17 protein-coding genes and 2 tRNA genes are annotated in these 18,484 nt (G+C 39.4%); 13 read left to right on the top strand and 6 right to left on the bottom strand.

Translation table 11 applies throughout. The features are described from left to right. Nucleotides 1-185: 185 nt before the first annotated feature. Complete coding sequence (gene recA / locus HXT51_RS01635; RefSeq protein WP_103084082.1) at nucleotides 186-1,433, top strand: recombinase RecA; 1,248 nt, start codon at nucleotides 186-188, stop codon at nucleotides 1,431-1,433. A 63-nt stretch (nucleotides 1,434-1,496) separates the two neighbouring features. Next, complete coding sequence (locus HXT51_RS01630) at nucleotides 1,497-2,060, top strand: regulatory protein RecX (protein WP_103084083.1); 564 nt, start codon at nucleotides 1,497-1,499, stop codon at nucleotides 2,058-2,060. Between the two features lie 116 nt (nucleotides 2,061-2,176). Here HXT51_RS01630 and thrC read toward each other — a convergent pair whose 3' ends face one another. Next, the gene (gene thrC / locus HXT51_RS01625; RefSeq protein ID WP_103084084.1) at nucleotides 2,177-3,709 is read right to left on the bottom strand and encodes a threonine synthase; all 1,533 of its coding nucleotides are present in this window, start codon (nucleotides 3,707-3,709) and stop codon (nucleotides 2,177-2,179) included. Between the two features lie 200 nt (nucleotides 3,710-3,909). On the opposite strand from thrC, the gene HXT51_RS01620 reads away from it, so the two are divergent. The 10 genes from HXT51_RS01620 to HXT51_RS01575 all read left to right on the top strand — a co-directional run bounded on the left by HXT51_RS01620 (nucleotide 3,910) and on the right by HXT51_RS01575 (nucleotide 11,915). Next, nucleotides 3,910-5,187, top strand: coding sequence for a glutamate-5-semialdehyde dehydrogenase (locus HXT51_RS01620; protein ID WP_103084085.1), 1,278 nt, complete (start codon nucleotides 3,910-3,912; stop codon nucleotides 5,185-5,187). 28 nt (nucleotides 5,188-5,215) lie between these two features. Next, entirely contained in the window at nucleotides 5,216-5,746 is a 531-nt protein-coding gene (locus tag HXT51_RS01615) for a phosphoribosylglycinamide synthetase (protein ID WP_421776612.1), read from the top strand. A gap of 106 nt (nucleotides 5,747-5,852) precedes the next feature. Next, on the top strand, nucleotides 5,853-6,641 hold the full coding sequence (gene nadD, locus HXT51_RS01610; RefSeq protein WP_103084328.1) for a nicotinate-nucleotide adenylyltransferase: 789 nt from the start codon (nucleotides 5,853-5,855) through the stop codon (nucleotides 6,639-6,641). 81 nt (nucleotides 6,642-6,722) lie between these two features. Continuing rightward, on the top strand, nucleotides 6,723-7,745 hold the full coding sequence (locus HXT51_RS01605) for a ribose-phosphate diphosphokinase (protein WP_103084087.1): 1,023 nt from the start codon (nucleotides 6,723-6,725) through the stop codon (nucleotides 7,743-7,745). A gap of 91 nt (nucleotides 7,746-7,836) precedes the next feature. Beyond that, a tRNA-Gln gene (locus HXT51_RS01600) sits at nucleotides 7,837-7,907 on the top strand. 117 nt (nucleotides 7,908-8,024) lie between these two features. Continuing rightward, nucleotides 8,025-9,434, top strand: coding sequence for a bifunctional UDP-N-acetylglucosamine diphosphorylase/glucosamine-1-phosphate N-acetyltransferase GlmU (glmU, locus tag HXT51_RS01595; RefSeq protein ID WP_103084088.1), 1,410 nt, complete (start codon nucleotides 8,025-8,027; stop codon nucleotides 9,432-9,434). A 14-nt stretch (nucleotides 9,435-9,448) separates the two neighbouring features. After that, nucleotides 9,449-9,871 (top strand): ribosome silencing factor, encoded by a 423-nt coding sequence (rsfS, locus tag HXT51_RS01590; protein WP_415692078.1) that lies wholly within the window; start codon nucleotides 9,449-9,451, stop codon nucleotides 9,869-9,871. A gap of 24 nt (nucleotides 9,872-9,895) precedes the next feature. After that, the gene (locus tag HXT51_RS01585; protein ID WP_415706168.1) at nucleotides 9,896-10,714 is read left to right on the top strand and encodes a histidine phosphatase family protein; all 819 of its coding nucleotides are present in this window, start codon (nucleotides 9,896-9,898) and stop codon (nucleotides 10,712-10,714) included. Nucleotides 10,715-10,854: 140 nt separating this feature from the next. Then, a complete protein-coding gene (locus tag HXT51_RS01580) occupies nucleotides 10,855-11,376 on the top strand; it encodes a LytTR family DNA-binding domain-containing protein (RefSeq protein ID WP_421776611.1) in 522 nt (173 codons plus the stop codon). Nucleotides 11,377-11,465: 89 nt separating this feature from the next. After that, complete coding sequence (locus HXT51_RS01575; RefSeq protein ID WP_421776610.1) at nucleotides 11,466-11,915, top strand: DUF3021 family protein; 450 nt, start codon at nucleotides 11,466-11,468, stop codon at nucleotides 11,913-11,915. Between the two features lie 145 nt (nucleotides 11,916-12,060). Here the strand turns inward: HXT51_RS01575 and HXT51_RS01570 are convergent, their stop codons facing one another. Beyond that, nucleotides 12,061-12,465 carry a pyridoxamine 5'-phosphate oxidase family protein gene (locus HXT51_RS01570; RefSeq protein ID WP_415692075.1) on the bottom strand — a complete coding sequence of 135 codons (405 nt, stop codon included), beginning with the start codon at nucleotides 12,463-12,465 and terminating at the stop codon, nucleotides 12,061-12,063. A gap of 442 nt (nucleotides 12,466-12,907) precedes the next feature. On the opposite strand from HXT51_RS01570, the gene HXT51_RS01565 reads away from it, so the two are divergent. Then, a complete protein-coding gene (locus tag HXT51_RS01565) occupies nucleotides 12,908-13,858 on the top strand; it encodes a DMT family transporter (RefSeq protein ID WP_421776609.1) in 951 nt (316 codons plus the stop codon). 94 nt (nucleotides 13,859-13,952) lie between these two features. Here HXT51_RS01565 and HXT51_RS01560 read toward each other — a convergent pair. From HXT51_RS01560 to HXT51_RS01545, 4 genes are all read right to left on the bottom strand, one after another. After that, nucleotides 13,953-14,042: transfer RNA gene (locus HXT51_RS01560), tRNA-Leu, on the bottom strand. A 67-nt stretch (nucleotides 14,043-14,109) separates the two neighbouring features. Beyond that, on the bottom strand, nucleotides 14,110-16,152 hold the full coding sequence (locus HXT51_RS01555) for an FAD-dependent oxidoreductase (RefSeq protein WP_421776608.1): 2,043 nt from the start codon (nucleotides 16,150-16,152) through the stop codon (nucleotides 14,110-14,112). Between the two features lie 83 nt (nucleotides 16,153-16,235). Then, a complete protein-coding gene (locus HXT51_RS01550) occupies nucleotides 16,236-18,038 on the bottom strand; it encodes a DNA-processing protein DprA (protein WP_421776794.1) in 1,803 nt (600 codons plus the stop codon). 67 nt (nucleotides 18,039-18,105) lie between these two features. After that, on the bottom strand, nucleotides 18,106-18,384 hold the full coding sequence (locus tag HXT51_RS01545) for a hypothetical protein (protein WP_308411035.1): 279 nt from the start codon (nucleotides 18,382-18,384) through the stop codon (nucleotides 18,106-18,108). Between the last annotated feature and the right edge of the window lie 100 nt (nucleotides 18,385-18,484).

Raw genomic sequence — 18,484 nt, 5'->3', positions numbered from 1 at the left:
GGTTGCAGCGTGGAAGGCTATGTAAATGTCGTACTACGTTAGCTTAGCGTTTATGTGAATTGCATTTCGCTATGCAAATGTAGTGTACTGAACTTCTGACCACATTGCTCTTAAACGCTTGCACAGACGCAATGTGCAGGTTAATCTCGTCGATACGGACTGCACGTGTGAAAGGAGTAGCAAACATGGTGCAACAAGCAAAAACTAAAAGTTCTGCCGGTAGATTGATCGATGCTGATCGCACGGATCCCCGTCGTCAGGCGGCATTGGAAACTGCTTTAGCAAATGTAGAAAAGCAGTATGGTAAAGGTTCTGCTATGCGATTGGGCGATAGGCCAATGCAAGATGTGGAAGTTATTCCTACAGGATCTCTGGCGCTAGACATGGCATTAGGCATTGGTGGTGTGCCGCGCGGTCGTGTTGTTGAGGTTTATGGACCTGAATCTTCAGGTAAAACTACTTTGGCATTGCATATTGTGGCTAATGCTCAAAAAAATGGTGGCGTAGCAGCTTTTATTGATGCTGAACACGCTTTGGATCCTGTATATGCGCGTAAGTTGGGCGTTGATACAGATTCGCTTATTGTTTCTCAGCCAGATAATGGTGAACAAGCTTTGGAAATCGCCGATATGCTTATTCGCTCTGGAGCTTTAGATGTTATTGTAATTGATTCTGTTGCAGCATTGGTTCCTAAAGCTGAAATTGAAGGAGACATGGGGGATAGTCATGTTGGTTTGCAAGCTCGTTTAATGAGCCAAGCTTTGCGCAAGATGACTGGAGCTTTAGCTCAAGCGGGAACTACTGCGATTTTTATCAATCAGCTTCGTGAAAAAATTGGTGTTTTCTTTGGCAATCCAGAAACTACTACTGGTGGTAAAGCTTTGAAGTTCTACGCTTCTGTGCGTATGGATATTCGCAGAGTTACGACTATTAAGAATGGCGAAGAAGCTGTTGGAAATCGTACTAAGGTTAAGATTGTAAAGAATAAGATGGCTCCTCCTTTCAAATCTGCTGAATTCGATGTGCTTTACGGTGAAGGCATTTCGACAGAAGGATCTGTTATTGATATGGCTGTGCAATGCGGTGTTATTAAGAAATCTGGATCATGGTTCACTTATGAAGGAGATCAGTTAGGTCAGGGTAGAGAGAACGTACGTAAATTCTTGAAAGACAATCCTGCTATTACTGAAGAAATAAGTGATAAAGTTAAGGCTGCATTTGGCCTTATGCGTCCAGAAGATCAATTTGCAGAAAATGAAGACAATGATTCAGTTGATAATACTGATAAGTCTGAATCACTTGCTTCTGAGGCTGAAAAGTCTTCTAAAGCTTCTTCTAAGTCTTCTAAGTCTTCTAAGACTTCGAATTCTGAATCTTCAGAAGAATCAGATTCGTTTTTAGAAGCAGGTGAAGAAGATAGTTTTGAAGAATAATCTATCCTTTAACAGTGTATGTATGAATAGGCGATTGTATAAGGCGATATTGGTAGCGTAAAAATGATTAGTGTTGAAAATTTTCTTCGCAGTCATAAACCTGTTAATTCTTCTGAAGATAATAAGAAGTCTATAAAACAGGTTGATGCTAGTAAAGCTGATGATTTTGATAATTGTAAGGAAGCTGCTTTGCGCATATTAGATTATGCTGCAAGATCCTCTTATGATTTAAAAAATAGACTGCTAGCAAAAGGCTATGAAGAAAATACTGTTGATACAGTAGTAAATCGCTTAGAAGAATTACATTTAGTTGATGACGAGCGATATATACAAAGTTTCATACAGTCATGCGCATCTAGAATGTTAGGTGAGCGCGCTACCAGAGTTGAGTTACAAAGAAAAGGTATTCCTATAAGTGCTTCGTCGCAATTATTACAAGAAGCTAGAGAAAATGGAGTTTTTGAAGAAGCTGCTTGGGAATTAGGCAGGAAGGTTGCTTCAAGAACAAGGAATCTTGACGAGTGCGTGCGAAAAAGACGATTCTTTTCAGCTGGAGCTAGAAAAGGACATGATTTAAGCGTAATCAAAGAAATATACGAAGAGCTTTTTGCAAACGATGAAGAATAACAGATAGGCTAATTGTAGATAGTTTAATTGTAGATAGTTTAATCGTAGAGAGGCTAATTTTTATAGAATCAGCCTCTCTTATCTTAAAATGTTTATTTCATTTGAAGCTTAACTTGTTATTTAGCAAAATTGTGTGCTTGTTTTTGAACATAGCTAGGCATTTCAGCTATATCAATAACATCGTTAAACCTTGGAGTTTGATTTTCAAGATCTCTAAGCATTCTCGGAGCTTTAGTTCCTGTAGCTTCACTAAGCGCATCCATGCATTTGAAATCATCCATATCTTGCACATGCTCAATATTCAAAGCTTCAGCAACAACGCGAGGGAATTTATACGGACTTGCAGTGCTTAGCAATACTCTAGGTGTGCTTTCGTCATGTGGAATATTTTGCATAACGAAGAATCCGCAAGCAGTATGTGGATCAATCACATACTTGTACTTATTCCAGCAGTCATAAATAGCTTCGCGAATTTGATCTTCATTTGCCCAACCGCAACCAAACAGTGAGCGAATCTTTGCAAGCACATTTTCTGGGATCTCAAAAGCTCCCCACTGTTGTAAGTCATTCATAAGCATTTGTATTAAACGCGTGTCTTTATCGCACATGTAATAAAGCATTCGTTCCAAATTAGAAGAGACCAAAATATCCATAGAAGGAGCAACAGTGTGATGGAATGCGCGTTGACGGTTGTAAGTTCCGCTTACCAAAAAATCAAAAAGCACATTGTTACTATTGCTAGCAACAATAAGATGCTTCACTGGAAGACCAAGCATTTTCGCATAATATCCTGCAAGAATATCGCCAAAATTGCCTGTAGGGACGCAAAATTCTATTTCGTCTCCAAGTTTTATAACTTCGCGTTCAACAAGCTGCTTGTATGCTGCAAAATAGTAAACAACTTGAGGCACAAGACGGCCAACGTTAATTGAATTAGCTGAAGACAATACTATATTCGCATCTTCTTCAATATTTTTGTTGAGCTCAGCATTCGTGAAAATCTGTTTAACGCCTGTTTGAGCATCGTCAAAATTGCCGCGAACTGCGCAAACTTTCACATTTTTGCCCGCCTGTGTAGTCATTTGCAATTCTTGAACGCGGCTAACTTTTCCTTCTGGATAAAAAGTAATCATAGAAGTGCCTGGAACATCAGCAAAACCAGCCAAAGCAGCTTTACCAGTATCTCCAGAAGTTGCAGTTAGAATCATAACGTTTTTTTCAATATCAGATTCGTTCTCATTTTGAGTTTTAGTGCGAGACATTAATTGTGGCAACATTTGCAAAGCAACGTCCTTAAACGCGCAAGTAGGGCCATGGAAAAGTTCCATCACAAAATCGCGAGTGTTTCCAAGCTGCTGAAGTGGGGTAATAGCGCTATCATCATCAGCCCACTGATTACCGTATGCAAGTTTAATGCAAGAAGAAAGCTCTTCTGAAGTATAATCTGGCAGTAACAGTTGCAAAATATCTTGCGCAATTTCTTGATACGATTTTCCTTGCAATTTAGAAATATCGTAACGCTCGCTACCAAGGCTATCAGCTACAAATAATCCGCCATCTTCAGCGATTCCCTTACGTATTGCTTCTTTTGATGTGTATGTTGGCTTAAGCGAACGAGTGCTATGGAAAATAGCTGTATCTGATGCCATAATGACTCCGTAACCGTCTATTTATAGAGAATATTTTTTATTTACATAGATTATTTATGTAAATTATTTACACAACTTATATCAAATTATGGTACCTGAAGCGCTGGGCGAATGGGCGTGTGCTAATCTCATATGTATAAATACTTTTGTTTTACTATTAATTAATTGATGATTAGGCAAATAATCTACAGGGGGAAACGTTGTCTGTTGATGATTTAGTGAATAATCGTGCGGATTGTGCACGAAAAGCGTGGCGTAATTTTTCTAATGCAGATACTCGCGCAAAAAATGCTCTTCTCGAAAAAATGGCAGACGCGTTAGAATCTTCAGCTTCAAATATTGCTGCAGCTAATAAAAAAGATCTTGAAGAAGCTGAAGCTAAGGGAATGGATGCTGGAAAGCTTGATAGGCTTAAATTTGATGAAGAGCGAATCAAAGCTTCTGCTAAAAGCGTGCGAAAAATCGCGCAATTGCAGGATCCTGTAGGTCAAGTAGTTCGCGGGTACACTCTTCCTAACGGAATTAAACTTTCGCAAATTCGAGTTCCAATGGGCGTTATGGGAATGATTTACGAAGCTCGTCCAAACGTAACTATTGACGTAGCTGCTTTGTGTATTAAATCTGGAAATGCTGCGATTTTGCGTGGCGGAAGCGCGGCTCTTCATACGAATCAGGCGAGTATCGAAGTTATACAGTCAGTTCTTAAAAATTCTAACTTTAGTGCTGATTTGATTCAGTCTGTTGACGATTTAGGACGAGACGGAGCTACGTCAATGATGCATGCTCACGGTCACATTGATGTGCTTGTGCCTAGAGGTAGTGCAAATCTTATTGCAGCAGTTGTTCAAGAATCTACGGTTCCCGTTATTGAAACTGGAGCTGGAAACGTACATATTTACGTAGACAAAAGTGCTGATATTAAAAAAGCTATACCGATTATTATTAATGCAAAAACGCAGCGAGTAGGCGTGTGTAATGCTGCTGAAAAATTATTAGTACATAGAGATGTTGCCCAAGAATTTTTGCCACAAATTGCTGCTGCTTTAGCTGAACATAATGTAATTCTGCACGCAGATGAGGAATCTTACAATATTTTGCAATCCGCTAATATTCAAGAATTGCAGCTTGAGCATGCCACTGAGGAAGATTGGAAGCGAGAATATTTGTCGCTAAATATGGGTGTGAAAGTTGTAGACGATTATGCTGATGCAGCTTCTCATATAGCGAAATATTCTACGGGTCATACTGAAACCATTATTGCTGAAGATTATTCAACTATTCAAAGTTTTATTGCAAGTGTTGATTCAGCTGTAGTTATGGTAAATGCTTCAACGCGTTTTACGGATGGCGGCGAGTTTGGTTTTGGTGCAGAACTTGGTATTTCTACGCAAAAATTACATGCAAGAGGCCCTATGGGTTTGCTTGAAATGACAACAACCAAGTGGATTGGCTATGGCGATGGCCAAATAAGAGCATAAAGGGCATAAAGTGAGGTATTGTAAGAATATGGTAAATATGGATGAGAAAAGTTCTTGTTTAACTCCTTTAGAAGCTCTTGACGTTGCGGCCGAGCGCTTATCTATTGTTAGATATGTCTTCCTTGTGCAAATAGAAGACGGCATACCGACTGCATCGCAGAGATCTTCGCTAGAATATGCCGATGCTGTTCTTATGGGATGGCCTGAAGGAAGCGATGATGATGTTGTTATGCCTCCAGACGATTCTCAAATGCAAGAAGTTTACACTGCAATGCGTTCCATGGAAGATGATATTGCTTCGTTCAGTGATTTCGAGCGTGCAGGCGATGTTGATAGAATGACAGACACTTTGGTTAATGTGACGAATAGCGTTGCAAAAATTCGAGGTGTATTTCAGCCTAGTTTCCCACTTCCTACTTTTAGTGAAATAGAACGAGTCGTAACAGACGAGTGGAATGAAGAAATGGGCAATATTGATCCTAATAGTGCTAATGCCGCTTCAGAAGTTATTGATGAGAGCAGATTAGAAGAAAAGGAAGACAAGTCGCATGAATCATGATTGCGCTGCGGATTTGAATTCTTCGAGTGCTTTAAAAAGTAATTCCAATAGTACAAACAGTTGCGCCAATAGCATTAATATTGCCAATCGCGAAGATTCTCGACGCATGTCAGATTTATTTCAGGGTGATTTAAATAAAACAATAGCTGCTCCACCTACAGTTGCTACGGCTCATTCTAAGCGTCGTTCTACAAGAGGAAATTTGCACGAGCATCAGCGTATTGGGATTATGGGTGGCACGTTTGATCCTATACACAATGGCCACTTGGTTGCAGCTTCGGAAGTTGCTTGGGTTTATGATTTGGATGAAGTTATTTTCGTTCCTACTGGTAGGCCTGTTTTTAAGCTAGATAAAAAAGTTACGAATGCTGAAGATCGTTATCTGATGACTGTTATTGCTACAGCTTCTAATCCAAAGTTCACTGTTTCAAGAGTTGATATCGATAGACCTGGAGTTACTTATACTATTGATACTTTGCGAGATATAAGCGCTCAGCATCCTGATGCAGAACTTTTCTTTATTACTGGAGCTGACGCTATTGCTGAAATTATGCAATGGAAAGACGCTCGCGAAATGTGGAATTTAGCTAGATTCGTGGCTGTTACTCGTCCAGGGTATTCTAGGCCAGAAAAATTAGCCTCATCTAATTATCCTTTAGTTCCTCGTGCAGCTCGAATGGATGATTCTGGCAAGTTAATGAATATTAATGATTCTAACGATATAAGCGATAGAGATTTAAATCATCTTCCAGTAGATATTTTAGAAATACCTGCATTGGCTATATCTTCAACAGATGTTCGAAGGCGTGCTGAGAATTCTGAGCCAGTTTGGTACTTGGTGCCAGATGGAGTAGTGCAATATATTGTCAAGCACGGTTTATACGTAAAAGAGTAGAAGAATATTGGCCTGTCGGCTTAGTCTTTGTGAATGGCTAGTATTAAGTAAGTTCAACTCAGCGAACTAGCGTTTGGAGATATGGTGAGCATCATCCTTGAAGGAAAGCCAGATAAAAACCTTGTTCTTGTTACCGGCCGTGCCCATCCGAAACTTGCTCGTGATGTGGCATCTCAGCTTGGTATCGAAGTGTTGGAAACTACGGCATACGATTTCGCTAATGGTGAAATGTATGTTCGTTATACGCAATCTGTGCGTGGTACTGATGTATTTGTTTTACAAAGCCATTGTGATCCTGTTAATAAATCCATTATGGAACAGTTGATCATGATTGACGCTTTGAAGCGAGCTTCTGCTCGTTCTATTACAGCTGTATGCCCATTGCTTGGGTATTCTCGTCAAGATAAAAAGCATCGCGGTAGAGAGCCTATTTCTTGCCGTTTGATGTTTGATTTATTGAAAACAGCTGGCGCAGATCGAATTATGAGTGTGGATTTGCATGCTGCTCAATCTCAAGGTTTCTTTGATGGACCTGTTGATCATTTGATTGCAATGCCAGTTTTGGTTGATTATGTACGTGATCGTTTCCGTGATGAACTAGATAATGTTACTGTAGTTTCTCCAGATGCCGGTCGTATTCGCGTGGCTGAGCAGTGGGCTCAGCGTTTGGGCGGCGGTCCTTTGGCTTTCGTCCACAAAACTCGCGATATTACTTGCCCGAATAAAGCTGTTGCTAATCGTGTAGTCGGAGACGTTTATGGACGCGATTGCGTAATGGTCGACGACTTAATTGATACTGCAGGAACTATTTCCGGTGCTTGCAATGTATTGAAAGAGGCTGGAGCTAAGTCTGTTACAGTAGTTGCAACTCACGGCGTGCTTTCTGGTCCTGCTGTTGAACGCTTGAAGTCTTGCGGCGCTCGCGAAGTGGTTTTGACTGATACTGTGCCAATTCCAGAAGAAAAGCGTTGGGATGGTTTGACTGTTCTTTCAATTGCTCCACTTCTTGCAAGTGCTATTAAAGCAGTGTTTGAAGATGGATCAGTTGCTAAGTTGTTCGACACTTATCCTGAACATCACGGACAAGGATTCTTATTTGCTTAAGTATTGATTTCGTTTGGTTTGCTTTGCGGCACGCCAATTTGACGTTTTTCGATATTATGGCATAATAGATACTCGGCGGTTTTTCCGCCGTTCCCTCATGGTGTAATGGCAGCACACGGGTCTTTGGAACCCTTTGTCTTGGTTCGAATCCAGGTGAGGGAGCTTGCTTGAGGCGCTACTCGTTTAGTCGGGTGGCGTTTTTTGTTTTACACGACTATGAGAAGTAATAGAATTAAATACGCGATATTTATTCTGTGATTAAATGTAAGGAGCATACACGTGGAAGAGCATGAAGTAGCCGCGGCAATTATTTTGGCAGCAGGTGATGGGACACGTATGCGTTCAACTACTCCAAAAGTGTTGCATCCTTTTGCTGGTAAAACTTTCCTAAATAGAGTAATAGACGCTGTTGCAGGTGTAAAACCAGAAGAGCTTGCTGTAGTAGTGCATGCTCAAGCTGATCGCGTATCTTCTGCTGCGCTTAGCTATAACAAAGAAGTACGAATTGTAAATCAAGACGATAAACCTGGAACAGGGCGAGCAGTTCAGTGTGCAATGAGAGATTTGAACGCGTCTTGTCAAGAAAAAAATGGCACTAATCTTACTGGTGCTGTTTTAATAGCAGCAAGCGATATGCCTCTTCTAGATACTGAAACTTTGCAATCTTTAATTGACTTCCATAAAAATCATGGGAATGTTGCAACTGTTTTAACAGCGGTTTTAAAAGATGCTACTGGCTATGGCCGTATTGTGCGAGAAGCAAATGGTGATGTGCTTCGAATCGTAGAGCATAAGGACGCTAACGCAAATGAATTAGCTATACATGAAGTTAATACTTCTGTTTATGTGTTTGATGCTGAAGTTCTTTCAGATGCAATAGCTAACTTGAATTCTAAGAATGCTCAACAAGAGTTTTATTTGACTGATGCGCTTGAGCATGCGCATACTCTTGGTCGTGTTGGCGCTATGGCTGCGCCGGATCCTTTGAGTGTTGAAGGCGTAAATACGCGTGTGCAATTAGCAGAGTTGGCAAAAGCTCATAATAAACGCGTTTGTGAAAAGTGGATGCTTGAAGGCGTGACTATTCTTGACCCTGAAACAACGTGGATTGAAGATGGTGTTGTTCTTTCCCAAGATGTTACAGTTCTTCCAGGTTGCTTCCTTCAGGGATGCACTAAGGTTGCAAGCGGTGCTGTAGTTGGTCCTTATACAACTCTTATTGATGCTCAGGTAGATGAAGATGCAGTTGTTGAGCGTTCTCGCGTGCAGGAATCGCATATTTGCAGAGCTGCCAATATTGGTCCGTGGACTTATTTGCGACCAGGAAATGTTCTTGGCGAGGAAAGTAAAGCTGGAGCATTTGTGGAGATGAAGAAAGCTCATATTGGGAATGGCACTAAGGTTCCGCATCTAAGCTATATGGGCGATGCTGATTTAGGTGAGCATACGAATATTGGCGGTGGTACGATTACTGCAAACTATGATGGCGTACATAAGAATCACACTACTATTGGCTCTAATGCTCACGTTGGTGCAGGAAATCTGTTTGTAGCACCGGTTACTGTTGGAGATGGAGTTACAACTGGTGCAGGCTCTGTTGTGCGTCACGATGTTCCAGCGGATTCGATGGTGTATTCGGAAAATACTCAGCATGTTGTTGAGGGCTGGAAGCCAGCTTGGGAGCGATAGTTAAGGAGAAACATATGGCAGCTTTAGAAAGCTCTGTTAACGCGATTAGAATTGCTGCGGCTGCAGCAGATAGGTTAAAAGCTACCAATCAACAAGCTTTTGATGTTAGTAATTTGCTTGGTATTACTGATGCCATGCTTGTGGTTTCTGCGTCGAATGAACGTCAAGTATTAGCTGTTGCTGAAGAAATAGAAAAGGATTTGTACTTAAAAGACAACAAGCGCAAGGCTTTGTCTCGCGAAGGTTTGGAATTAGCGCAGTGGATTTTGCTTGATTTTGGTGATTTTGTTGTGCATGTTATGCACGAAGAAGCGCGCGCATTTTATCGTTTGGAACGCTTGTGGAATGATTGCCCGTCTATAGATTTGCAACTTCCAGAGCATGCTAGCGAAGCTGAAGATTCTAGTGAGACTGAAGATTCTAGTAAAGCTGAATAATAAGAAGAAAGTACGGTACAAACCATGGTTGATTTCGTAGAAAATGTTTCGAGTAACGTAAATAATTCCATTAATAGTGCGCATGAAGGAATTGCTCGATCTGTTATGCTTATTCGCCATGGTCAAACGCCTTATAATGCGCAATTTCGTCTTCAAGGCATGATTGATATTGCTTTGGATGATTCAGGAATAGATCAAGTTACTAGATCTGGTAAAGCTTTGCGCGTTCTTTTTGGAGCTTCCGATTTAGAAGATCCAAAGAATCCTAACAGTGAAGAACATGTGCGTATTACGCCAGAAGAAGCAGATAATAGTTTTGTTGCGATTGTTTCTCCGCTTATTCGTGCTCAGCAAACGGCTCACGCTTTTGCAGATAAGATTGGTCTTAATGTGCATGTTGAAAATGGCGTGCGCGAGCGATTTTTTGGCGAGTGGGAAGGTCTTAATCGCCAGCAGATTAGTGAAAAATGGCCTGAAGATTTTAAGTCATGGGTTGATGGCAAAGGTGGGGAACTCAATCACGGTGCAGAGACTAAGCAAGAAGTAGGTGAGCGTGCAGCTGCCGCTATTGAGGATTGGACGCGTAAAACTGGATCGGACCGTGATTTGCTGGTATTCTCTCATGGATCTTGTCTTTCACAAACTGTTCATAAACTACTTGGATTAGATAAAGTAGATCCTTCTTATAAGACGATTGGCGGAATGGGAAACGGACGTTGGGCGCGCTTAATTCCAAGTCAAAACTCAGATGGCTCGATTCATTGGCGTTTGGATGCTTATGATCAGGGTCCTGCAGCCGACCCTACAAGCCAGCGTCTTATTCGTATTTGGGGTACTGCGTGAATCTTATTTTTTCCGCTTAATCCTCGAAAGCTACCGTTTAGCGATTTTGTGAAGACAGACTATTTACAGTGCCGTATAGTCAAAATTACAAAACAAAAAGCTAGCAAACGCTAACGGTAGCAATATGGAAAGGAGGCTTTATGAAAGTAATGATTGCTATTGTTCCGCCAGAAGAGGAGCAGTCCGCGCAGTTGTCAATTCACAATATTGACGATGATATTAAGCGTCTTATATCTCAGTTGCAAAGCGTTGATTCTAAAAATGCAGAAGCAAGCAATGCTGAAAATAATGCTGAGATTGCTGAAAATAATACTGTGAATGCGGCAAATAGCAACAAGAATTCATTCATATATGGTTATATTAACGATTCGATTATTGTTATGCACGAGCCAGATGTGATTATGATTTGCGTGGAAAATTCGCGCGTAATCATTCACAGTGATAAAGGCGAGTGCGTGTCTTACAAGCGCTTAATGGATTTCGACAATCCGCAATTCGCGTCGTTTGTGCGCATATCTAAATCCGCAATCGTGAACTTGAATCGCATTGTTCGAGTTGATCCAGGATTCGGCGGAAGTATGAGCGTAAAAATGGACGACGGAAGCGTTGAGTGGATTAGTCGCAGATGCTTAGCTGGGTTCAAAAAGCGCTTAGGAATGTAATTTTAAGCGTAGTTAAATATAAAACTATCAAAATTTTAATACTAATTATTTATTACTAGATTTTAATACTTAAAAAGGAAGCGATTATTATGGAAAAGCAAGTTGCAACTTTAGGCAAAACAATTGTAAAAAATATTGTTAAAGGCATTGGCATAGCGTGCACTATTTTTACTGCAATTAGTTTTGTGTCGAGCCTGTTAGCGCATACCGCAGTTGGAAACAGAATCGCATCTTATGCTGTAGCGTCGTTTGTTATTGGCATAGGCTATGGAGTGTTCGCTATTTTTTGGTCGAATGAGCGTATGTCAAATCTTGCAAAGTTTGTTTTTGCACTAGTTCCACCAATTGCTATTCAATTTATTGTGTCTGTGATTGTTGGATGGATTTCATTCAAAGATGAGCCAGCGGTTATTTGCGGATGGATTGCGTTCACTGTTATTTTCCCGATTGCTATTGCTGGAATAATCTATTACTTCGAGAAGAAGAAAGCGGAAGAAATGAACTCTAGATTGCGCGAATTGCGTAAAGAAAGCAAGTAAATTAGTGACAACTAAATAATTAAATAAATAATTAAATAAAAAAATTGAGTGGTGTTCATCTTCGCCGTTGAGGACGAACGCCACTCGATATTTTATGACGCCTACTATAAACGTACTAATTCGGCGTTTTGCTTTAAATTATGAATTAATCTTTTGCAATAGTTTTGCCGGCAGTAGCTCCGGAAGTCAAATCCTGAATCTCAGTGATTTCCATAACTGGAACTGCAGCTGGCTTCTTTGTGCCTTTTTCTTCAGCTACGCGAACCTGCTCTTCGTAAATTGCGTCATCAGTGTGAAGAGTTACGGTTCCGCGGAAGCGATAGCCCTTCTTTTCTGCCAAATTAGCAACTGCTACAACCAGCTGGCTGCCGTCTTGCAAGTTCTTATAATGCTGGCCTGCAGTGCGCTCATGGTATGCCAAATGATTGTCGTCGAGCACGAACATAGACATTTTTGGTCCAAGATCAAGCTCGCCATCCTTGCTTACTGTTGCAATCCAAGCCAAATTATTTGCAATAAATTCTTTCATATCAGCTGTAAGTGATGCCATAATATTTCCTTTCTTTATAATCTTTATTTTGTTGAGATTTTATAACTCCTTTAATCAATTCTATAAGTTTTTTTGACATAGTCAGTAGTTTTCTTGCTCGAGTTGAATTAAATTAATTGCATTATATAAGCGATTTAACATCATTTTTTGGCTTTTTATCGTTGTTTTTAGATAATTATTACAAGATTTGGTTAATGAAATTAGATAGAAATTTATTAATCGATGTGATATTAATCACTGATTCTGAAATATATAAACTTTGAAGGCGCAAATATACTGTTAACAATATGTAAATCTCGGAAATTTTACTAAATAATAGTATTGCACTGTACTTTTCTTGTTTTTGTATCTATCCTTTTAAATTTATAAGGCTTTACCGTCTTATAAAAGAAAATTTTAATGCTACGTTTGTGTTACTGCTGTAAGTAGGGAGGGGAGTGACATGTTTTTGCAAAACAACTTAACGAAGTCATTATCTGTAAAGTCAAAACGCCTTGGCGTTCATTCGGCTCAAATCATGTTACTAACTTGTGCTGCAATTTGGGGCGGCAGCTATGTTTCATCGAAATATGCGCTTAGTGTGTTCCCGCCTCAGTGGCTTATGGGATTGCGCATGGTTGGAGCGTGCGTAATTATGGGTATTATTTTCTTTAAGACGATTCGTAAGAATTTTACTAAAAGACTTATTGTACCTTCGATTCTGACGGGTATTACATATTACGCTACTCTTGTATTGCAAACTGAGGGTTTGCGTTGGATCGATCCAGGTAGAAGCGCTTTTCTTACAGCTGCGTATTGCGTGATTGCGCCATTTTCAGCATGGCTTATTATTAAGAGAAAGCCCACTTTGTTGGGATTATTAGCTGCAGTTACTTGTGTTGCAGGCGTTGGATTTGTTGCTTTGAAGCCTGGAATGCTTGTTCTTACGCTTTCTCATGGAGATACTTTGACTCTGATTTGTGCTGCAGTGTTTGCTTTTAATTTGACATTCTTGGCATATTATTCTCGCAAGTATAATCCAATTACATTAACTTTTGGTCAGTTTGTAGTTTCTGGCGTACTTTTCTTATCTGGAGCTGCAATAAGTGAACCATTGCCTAATTTCAGTTCAGATAATAATTGGTCTACTTTTGCAAATATGTTCTATCTTATTGTGGTTGTAACTGTAGTAGCGCAAATCATGCAAAATTATAGTTTGATTTACCTTTCTACAGCCAATGCTTCTGTAATTATGTGCACTGAAAGCTTGTTTACTCTTCTATTCTCCAGTGTTCTTTATAGTGAGCGAGTAACATATATGGCTCTTATTGGATTCACTTTAATCTTTGGTGCTATTTTGTTGGCAAGTCTTGGAGAGCATATAGCGCATAAAAAACAGTGCTTGCAAAAATAAAAAGTTTCAGCTGATATGGTGACATATTCGCTGAAGCCTGTGATGTGAAATAAAAAATCTCAGCGGATATAATCCATATTCGCTGAGATTTACATGGTGTCCGGAGCGGGACTTGAACCCGCACGCCTGTACAAATAGGCACTAGCACCTCAAGCTAGCGCGTCTACCATTCCGCCACCCGGACGTTGTTTTTAGGCAACAGATAGAACTATAACACCTTTTCCAAATCTTTGCTTCGGCGTGTTGCAAATTTATTTAATATTTAATGAAATAAATTTATCTACAGCTTTATTTGGTTGAAAATCAATTATATTAACTGGCTTGTTATATAGATTGTTTTGATTGTCAATAAATGAATGCTGAGGAAGATTGGAATCGTCGTGATTAGGGTAGTCGAGGCGAGTAAATGATCCTCTGGATTCGTGTCTGTTCATGGAAGCGAAAAGTATTGCTTTAGAAAGAGTAAGCATATTATTTAATTCGCATATTGCTGTTATTTCTTGGTTGAATACAAGAGAATTATTATGAGATTTCAATAATGAAGCTTTCTTGCTAATCTTTTCGATTTTTTCCAAGGCTTTTAGAATCGAGGATTTATCACATCTAACTGCAATAGCATTTTCCATTATCTCGCCTAATTCTCCAAACAATGTATAAGCGTTATCTTCATTAATAGTTTGTGCTACTTGGCTTGTTTGTGCTGTTTGGTTGGTTTGTACGGCGCTTATTAACATATTAATTGCGTTCGCACGATTTTGAGCAGCATTTTTAAGAATCGAACTGTCGCATTGTTCGGATTTGTCAGCTTTGGATTCAGTATCTTTAGATTTATCATCTTCTAAAGTATCATCTTTTGGCGCATCAAATTCTAAGGCATTTGTCTTTGATGTATTTTCTTTTGCAATTTTTGCAATAGAATCTGCTATAGCTATTCCAGCTCTTGTACCAAAAAGACATGCGTCTAGTAGGGAATTGCCTCCAAGCCTATTTGCTCCATGTACTCCAACGCATGAGCATTCTCCTGCAGCGTATAAACCATTTATTATATTTTTATTATTCCCGTCCCATTTATAAACTTCTCCGTTTAATGTAATAGGTATTCCGCCCATAGTGTAGTGAGCCGTAGGTCGTATTGGCACGAAATCGTTAGAAGGATCGCAATGTCCATATTTTTCAATCGTTTCAAGAACTTGCGGCAATGCGCTTTTCATGCGATTTTTATCTATATTGGTCATATCAAGCCATACGCAGTCCTTTGACTTGTTTTCGCTATATAAATCTTCCACGCCTCTGCCAGCATCAATTTCCGCAATAATAGCTCTACTCACTACGTCTCGTGGGGCTAAGTCTGAATGAATGGGATCATATTTTTTCATAAATGCTTCGCCTGAAGAATTTCGTAATACTCCTCCTTCGGCTCTTGCAGCTTCAGACAGCAATATTCCAGTGTGAGATAATCCTGTTGGGTGGAATTGTATAAATTCGCAATCTTCTAGTTGTAATCCTGCTTTTAAGGCTAAAGCCATTCCGTCGCCTGTTAAATCCCACGAATTTGATGTTGTTTTAAAAAGTCTTCCAGCTCCGCCGGTTGCGATAAGTAAGTTTTTAGTCGATATAGCAAGAATCTTCCCGTTTGATTCGTCGTATGCTACAAGTCCTTCAATTTTATTGAGTTCATGGTTGATTGCGATATCTGTTACATAGCAGTCTTCATAAAAAGTAATACCTTTTGATACGCATTGTTGCCATAAACTATATAAAATTTGATGCCCGATTCTATCCGCAGCGTATGACGCTCTACGAATCGGTTGTTGGCCAAATTCAGCTGTATGTCCTCCAAAACGTCTTTGTGCTATATGCCCGTCATCGGTTCTCGAAAAAGCAACACCATCGTGTTCAAGCTGTATTACGGTTTTTGACGCTTCTTTTGCTAGTATCTTTGCCGCGTCTTGGTCGCTAAGCCAGTCTCCTCCGTGAACAGTGTCGTAATAGTGCCATTGCCAATGATCTTGTTCGTTATTGCTTAAGCTTGCTGCTATTCCGCCTTCTGCTGAACCAGTGTGCGATCTTAATGCTTGTAATTTAGATATAACAAGTATGGATGGTTTTTTACCAGATTGTGACAATTGTTCGTATGCATTTGATCTTACAAGTCCTAGAGCTGCTGAAAGACCCGCTCCGCCTGCTCCGATAATAACCGCATCATAGTTTGATGAAACTATTTTTATATTATTATTGCTATTGGCTTGCGATTGTTCGTTACTCGTACTCTGTTCATCGGGATATAAATGCATACTTTTATTTTCTCACAATCTTTCATTAGATACAGCAAAATATTATTTGCTTAGGCATATTTTTGTCTTTTCGTGAGTCGATATTATTTCTTTACTATTACAAGACTTTCATTATTCCTTTTAATAACTCCGTTTATTTCTAATAATGTGATTATTCCTGAAAATTCAGCTATAGATGGAATATTTATAGAAGACACGGATGTTGTGTTGGCTGTGCTAGTTGTGTTGGCTGTGTTATTTGTGCTGGATGTGTTAGTTGTGTTAGATGTGTTATCTGAAATATTCTTTGTTTTGCATAATCTTGAATCCTTTTTTATTATTTCAACGGTTGCGTTGTAAACTGCATCCATAGTAGTTGTTATGCGCTGTTTTCTACATATTGCAATACCTTTTAATATGTATTTTTGCAATAAATTATAAGAGGATGAGTCTGCGCTATTTTCATAATTTGATTCTGAATTTTCTGATAACTTGTTTGAATCTAATGTGTTTCTATTTAATTCCTCGTCTGCTTTCTTGTCTTGGACATCAGTTTGTTTTGGCATCGCGTGCTTGGTTGGATATATAGATTCAATGTCTGAAAATGAGCAAATCATAATAGCTTTTCCATCATGAATTAGCTCGTTGCATCCAGTGTTATGAGGACTTGTGATATCTCCAGGTACTGCATACAATTCACGATTTAAATTAGATGCCCATAATGCAGTGTTAAGCGCTCCAGATCTGATTCGAGCTTGAGCGACTATTACTTTTGAAGATAAAGCTGCAATAATACGATTTCTTATCAAAAATCGTCTTGCTATAGGAGTTGTATTTGGGCATAATTCGCTAATGCAAGCGCCACCATTATTAATTATTTGCTTAAACAGGGTTTCGTTTGAGTGAGGTCCTTTATTGTTAAGACCTCCTGCGAATACTGCAACAGTGCAACCTGAAGTAGTGTTGTTTGATTCGGTAACACTTCGAGCGTCTAATGAACCCCAATGTGCTGCAGCATCAATTCCCATAGCTCCACCAGAAATCACTGTATGTCCTTTTAAGGAGCTGTCATAAGCTATTCTTCCGGCTATTTCGCGACCGTAGTCGTCGCATCCTCTTGATCCAACAATAGCTATAGGTTTTTTGCATTGAATTAATGCTTCAGGATTTCCGAGTCCCCATAAGCATAAAGGTGGTGCCCATTGTCCGTGTAATGCTAAATCTTGAAGCTGATTTGGCCAGTATTTACTGTTCGGCGCAATAATCCATTGTGAGCCGCCAACGGTAAACCATGCAGTTAATTTCTGTACATCCCATGAAGGCAAATGACTTAATCTCATGCACCAGCGTATAACTGAACGGTGTAATGTAATTAGCGATTTAGAATTATTCGCATTAGCGTACCCCCAGGATATAAGCCCTTGATGGAAGTATTGTTCTAAAATCTTTAGATGAGGATTGCCTTCTATCGATTTAATAAGACGATATTCTGCTGTTTGCTTTTTGTAATAATCATCGTCTTTAATAATTTCAGATTCGTTTTCTTTTGTGCTCAATTCATTTTCATAGTGATTCGTATTTTCAACGTACGTATTTTCAACATCCGTTTCAACGCTTGTATTTTCAACGTCTGTATTTTTCTCGTCTAATAGTAATTCCAATTGCATGTTTTCGTTTTTGCCAATGGCATTGTACTTTTCGCATAAAATCACTGTAAGCATACGTAATTTTTGCACTATTGAAGAAGCGTTTGGCGCTCCAAGAATAAGCGTGTACATGATTGCGTCGGCACCATCTAAGCAGAATGTCAATATTGCTCTTGATAGTGTCTCTGCATCAAGAATAAAAAGGCTATTATCGTTTTGATTGTTAGTTTGATTTTTTACTTTAATATTTATATTTTCCATATCTTCCACATTTTCCACATTTCTAATGTTTTCTGCATTTATCGAATTTCCCAAATTTACACATTTCTCATATTCTTGTTCTTAAACTAATTGCTTGAGCCATATCTGTTATGTCTGGTGAAGTGTGTCCTGCAATATCCGCAAGAGTCCATGCGAGTCTTAAAGCTCTATCTGCACCTCGTAAACTTAACTGATGCCTTTCAAGCGCATTGTTCACAAGTATTAGAGCTTGTTTAGAAGTGTATTTGCGTAACCACGTACCAGAAGCTTGAGCATTGCAATTCCAACCTTGAGCTGCAAATCTTTTTTGAGCTATATGTCTAGCTATCGTAACGTTCCTGCGCATGATAGCGCTTGTCAATATAGGCTCACCATGGTAGTTAGAACTGTTACTACTTTGATTCGTATTATTGTAGTTCTGCCATTTTTCTGCATTACTTTCATTA

Origin of the sequence: Gardnerella sp. KA00255 (assembly GCF_049244095.1) — a bacterium.
Lineage (GTDB): Bacteria > Actinomycetota > Actinomycetes > Actinomycetales > Bifidobacteriaceae > Bifidobacterium > Bifidobacterium vaginale_F.
This window is presented reverse-complemented; position numbering and strand designations above follow the sequence as displayed.

Bases quoted from the DNA above. Each gene is read 5' to 3' on its own strand.
- thrC (WP_103084084.1), bottom strand. From the start codon at position 3,709: ATGGCATCAGATACAGCTATTTTCCATAGCACTCGTTCGCTTAAGCCA.
- recA (WP_103084082.1), top strand. From the start codon at position 186: ATGGTGCAACAAGCAAAAACTAAAAGTTCTGCCGGTAGATTGATCGAT.
- HXT51_RS01630 (WP_103084083.1), top strand. From the start codon at position 1,497: ATGATTAGTGTTGAAAATTTTCTTCGCAGTCATAAACCTGTTAATTCT.
- HXT51_RS01605 (WP_103084087.1), top strand. From the start codon at position 6,723: ATGGTGAGCATCATCCTTGAAGGAAAGCCAGATAAAAACCTTGTTCTT.
- HXT51_RS01580 (WP_421776611.1), top strand. From the start codon at position 10,855: ATGAAAGTAATGATTGCTATTGTTCCGCCAGAAGAGGAGCAGTCCGCG.
- HXT51_RS01615 (WP_421776612.1), top strand. From the start codon at position 5,216: ATGGTAAATATGGATGAGAAAAGTTCTTGTTTAACTCCTTTAGAAGCT.
- HXT51_RS01550 (WP_421776794.1), bottom strand. From the start codon at position 18,038: ATGGAAAATATAAATATTAAAGTAAAAAATCAAACTAACAATCAAAAC.
- HXT51_RS01575 (WP_421776610.1), top strand. From the start codon at position 11,466: ATGGAAAAGCAAGTTGCAACTTTAGGCAAAACAATTGTAAAAAATATT.
- HXT51_RS01545 (WP_308411035.1), bottom strand. From the start codon at position 18,384: ATGCGCAGGAACGTTACGATAGCTAGACATATAGCTCAAAAAAGATTT.
- nadD (WP_103084328.1), top strand. From the start codon at position 5,853: ATGTCAGATTTATTTCAGGGTGATTTAAATAAAACAATAGCTGCTCCA.
- HXT51_RS01565 (WP_421776609.1), top strand. From the start codon at position 12,908: ATGTTTTTGCAAAACAACTTAACGAAGTCATTATCTGTAAAGTCAAAA.
- HXT51_RS01585 (WP_415706168.1), top strand. From the start codon at position 9,896: ATGGTTGATTTCGTAGAAAATGTTTCGAGTAACGTAAATAATTCCATT.
- HXT51_RS01570 (WP_415692075.1), bottom strand. From the start codon at position 12,465: ATGGCATCACTTACAGCTGATATGAAAGAATTTATTGCAAATAATTTG.
- rsfS (WP_415692078.1), top strand. From the start codon at position 9,449: ATGGCAGCTTTAGAAAGCTCTGTTAACGCGATTAGAATTGCTGCGGCT.
- HXT51_RS01555 (WP_421776608.1), bottom strand. From the start codon at position 16,152: ATGCATTTATATCCCGATGAACAGAGTACGAGTAACGAACAATCGCAA.